Raw genomic sequence first — 3,635 nt, forward strand, 5'->3', positions numbered from 1 at the left:
CGCTGGTGCCGATGCTCTGCGCGCGGCTGCTCAAGCACGAGCCGGCCCTCGCGCTTGTGCGCCCGCGGCTCCGGCTCGTGCTTGAGCAGCCGCGCGCAGAGCATCGGCACCAGCGTCAGCGAGACCACCGCCGAGATCACGATGGTGGCCGCCAGCGTGATGGCGAATTCGTGGAACAGGCGCCCGACCACGTCGCCCATGAACAGGAGCGGGATCAGCACCGCGATCAGCGACACGGTGAGCGAGATGATGGTGAAGCCGATCTCGCGCGAGCCCTTGAGCGCCGCCTCCAGCGGCGACTCGCCCTCTTCGACGTGGCGGGCGATGTTCTCGATCACCACGATGGCATCGTCCACCACGAAGCCCGTCGCGATGGTGAGCGCCATCAGCGAGAGGTTGTCGAGGGAGAAGCCGTAGAGGTCCATCACCGGCAGCGCCCCGATCAGCGAGAGCGGCACCGACAGGCTCGGGATCAGCGTCGCGGAGAGCGAGCGCAGGAAGAGGAAGATCACCATCACGACGAGCGCGATGGCGAGGCCGAGCTCGAACTGGACGTCGTGCACCGAGGCGCGGATCGTGGTGGTGCGGTCGGTGAGCAGGCTGATCTGCACGGCCGCCGGCATCGAGCCCTGGAGCTGGGGCAGAAGCGCCTTGATCTTGTCGACGGTCGCGATGACGTTGGCGCCGGGTTGGCGCTGGATGTTCAGGATGACGGCGGGGGTCTCGTCGGCCCAGGCGCCGAGCTTGGTGTTCTCGGGCGCGTCGACCACCTCGGCCACGTCCGAGAGCCTGACCGGCGCGCCGTTGCGGTAGGCGATGATGGCGTCCCGGTAGGTGGCCGGGTCGCGGATCTGGTCGTTGGCGTTGATCGCGTAGGACTGCTTCGGCCCGTCGATGTTGCCCTTCGGCGTGTTGACGTTGAGGTTGGTGATGGTGGTGCGCAGGTCGTCGATGTTGAGCCCGTAGGCGGCGAGCGCGCGGGAGTTGAAGCGTACCCGCACGGCCGGGCGCTGCCCGCCCGAGATGCTCACCAGCCCGACGCCCGCGACCTGGCTGATCTTCTGGGCGAGGCGGGTCTCGGCGAGATCGCGCACCTGGATCAGCGGCAGGGTCTTGGAGGTCAGCGCCAGCGTCAGCACCGGCGCGTCGGCCGGGTTCACCTTGGCGTAGATCGGCGGCGCGGGGAGGTCCGAGGGCAAGAGGTTGCCGGCCGCGTTGATCGCCGCCTGCACCTGCTGCTCGGCGATGTCGAGCGCGAGATCCAGGCTGAACTGCAGGGTGATGACGGACGCGCCCGCCGAGGATTGCGAGGTCATCTGGTTGAGGTTGGCGAGCTGCCCGAACTGCCGCTCCAGCGGCGCCGTCACCGCCGAGGTCATCACCTCGGGGCTGGCGCCCGGATAGAAGGTCTGGACCTGGATCGTCGGGTAGTCGACGGACGGTAGGGCCGAGACCGGCAGGTTCAGGTAGGACACCCCGCCGACGATCAGGATCGCCAGCATCAGCAGCGTGGTGGCGACCGGCCGCAGGATGAAGAGCCGGGACGGGTTCATGGCGCGACGCCTTTCCTCCCCCCGACGCTCTCCCTCCCCCCTCTGCGGAGGGCGGGGGCGCAGGCGATGCGCGCGCGTCCCATCGGAATCACTGTGCCTGCCGCCGTCGGGTCCGGCGCTCCCCGCCCTCGCTCGAACCGGCAGGCGTCTGGGCCGGCGCCGCCTCGGACGCGCGGCCGGCCTCGCCCGGCTGCTCGCCTTGCGGTGCCCCCTGCGCCGTCGCGCCGCTCGTCACCCGCACGGGTGCACCCTCGCGCAGGCGATCGGTGCCGTCCGTGACCACCCGGTCGCCGGGCTTCAAGCCGGAGAGCACCACGGTCCGGGTTCCGTCCGTCTCGCCGGTCTTGATCGGCCGGACCGTGACCTTGCTGTCCCCGTCCATCAGGTAGACGTAGGTGCCGGGCGTGCCCTGAAGGAGCGCGGCGTTCGGCACCAGGGGGGCGTCCTTCACCGTCTCGACGGTGAGCTTGGCGTTGACGAACTGGTTCGGGAACAGCGCCTCGTCGTCGTTCTGGAACAGGGCGCGCAGCTTCACGGTGCCGGTCGTCGTGTCGATCTGGTTGTCGACCGTGTCGAGGCGGCCCGTGGCGATCTCGTGGGCGTCGCCCCGGTCGTAGGCCCGCACCGTGAGCTTGGCGCCCGCCCGCACCTGCCGCATCACCCGGGCGACGTCGTCCTCGGGCAGGGTGAACACCACCGAGATCGGGTGGAGCTGCGTCACCACCACGATCGCTGTGGAGCCCGCCGTGACGTAGTTGCCGACATCGACCTGGCGCAGCCCGACGCGCCCGTCCACCGGCGAGACGATGCGGGTGTAGGTGATGTTGAGCCGTTGCTGATCGACCAGCGCCTGGTCGGCCGCTACCGTGCCCTCGTTCTGCTTGACCAGCGCCCCTTGCGTATCGACGTTCTGCTTCGAGATCGAATCCTGCTGCGAGAGACGCCGGAAGCGCTCCAGATCGAGCCGCGAGTTCTGCAACAGCGCCTGGTCGCGGGCGAGCTGGCCCTGGTACTGGGCGAGCAGCGCCTCGTAGGGGCGCGAATCGATCTGCGCGAGGTAGTCGCCCCGCTTGACCATCTGGCCCTCGCGGAACCCGATCTCGGTGAGGTAGCCGCTGATCTGCGAGCGCATGGTGACGGTGGCCAAGGGCGTCACCGTGCCGAGGCCCTGCAGCACCACCGGGACGTCGCCGGTCGTCACCGCGGCGATGCCGACCGCCTGCGGCATGTCGTGGGCGCCGCGCCCGCCGCGTCCGCCGCCCCGGCCCGAAGTCGCCGCCACCTCGCCCTCGGGCTTTTGCTGTCGCGCCTCGTACCAGCGCTGGCCGACCGCGCTGAGGCCGAGCAGGGCCAGGACGAGCAGCATCCAGCGCAGCGGGCGGAAGCGCCGCCGCGTGGGGGAGGCGGGCGGCTCCGGCTGGAAGGCCCGCGCCCGGTCGGTGCGAATCGGTGAACTCTCGTTCATGCCTGATGAGAACTTGCCTGCCTAAGAACCCTGCATCCCGCGGAACGCCCCGGTCGCTCTCACCGCTCCGCGGGTCGCGGCCGGTTCATCCTCTCGCCCAGCCCGGCGCGACGCGAGCGGTGCCCGACCAATACGGTGTCAGTACGGCGCCGACGTTTCGCGCATATTGCCGGATTCACCCGGCGGCCGGTCCGCGCCGTAGTAACGCACCACCTCGCGGAAGGAGGCGTCGGCGGGAATCACCGGCAGGAGAAGGCGCAGGGCGAGGCCCAGCAGGCCGGCCGCGAGGGCGAAGAGCAGGCAGATCCGCATCGGCGTCCGCGAAGGTTGCAGGTCATCGCCCTTCTAGCCCGGATCCGGCGCGGACGCGAAAAGGGCCGCCAACGGATTGGCGGCCCTATCCACGCCCGGAGCGGCGCTTCATCAAGGCTGGACGAGGGGGCAAAGTCCCGCCCCGAGAAGCGCCGTCCCAGCCGTGTGTCAGGACAATTGGCTCACGACTGATGAAAGTCAACAATCGTCAGCAGGGCCCGGCGGGTGGCAGCCGGTGCAACGTGCGGTGGCGCACCTTCGCGCTCCGGTTCACGGCTGCGGCACGCCCGTGATAAGGCCGGGGC

The 3,635-nt window shown here is 70.1% G+C and carries 3 protein-coding genes; all 3 read right to left on the minus strand.

Annotated features, from left to right (window positions below; all coding sequences use genetic code 11):
• The coding region (locus AX737_RS03945; protein ID WP_156453518.1) for an efflux RND transporter permease subunit at positions 1-1,553 on the minus strand (1,553 nt) is incomplete at its 3' end.
• 88 nt (positions 1,554-1,641) lie between these two features.
• On the minus strand, positions 1,642-3,018 hold the full coding sequence (locus AX737_RS03950) for an MdtA/MuxA family multidrug efflux RND transporter periplasmic adaptor subunit (RefSeq protein ID WP_066919183.1): 1,377 nt from the start codon (positions 3,016-3,018) through the stop codon (positions 1,642-1,644).
• Between the two features lie 138 nt (positions 3,019-3,156).
• On the minus strand, positions 3,157-3,330 hold the full coding sequence (locus AX737_RS34085) for a hypothetical protein (protein ID WP_197430452.1): 174 nt from the start codon (positions 3,328-3,330) through the stop codon (positions 3,157-3,159).
• Positions 3,331-3,635 lie beyond the last annotated feature (305 nt).

The organism is Methylobacterium sp. CCH5-D2, from assembly GCF_001556475.1.
Classification (GTDB): Bacteria; Pseudomonadota; Alphaproteobacteria; order Rhizobiales; family Beijerinckiaceae; genus Methylobacterium; species Methylobacterium hispanicum.

Excerpts from the sequence above, each read along its gene's own strand:
- AX737_RS03950 (WP_066919183.1), bottom strand. The coding sequence starts at position 3,018 with ATGAACGAGAGTTCACCGATTCGCACCGACCGGGCGCGGGCCTTCCAG.
- AX737_RS34085 (WP_197430452.1), bottom strand. The coding sequence starts at position 3,330 with ATGCGGATCTGCCTGCTCTTCGCCCTCGCGGCCGGCCTGCTGGGCCTC.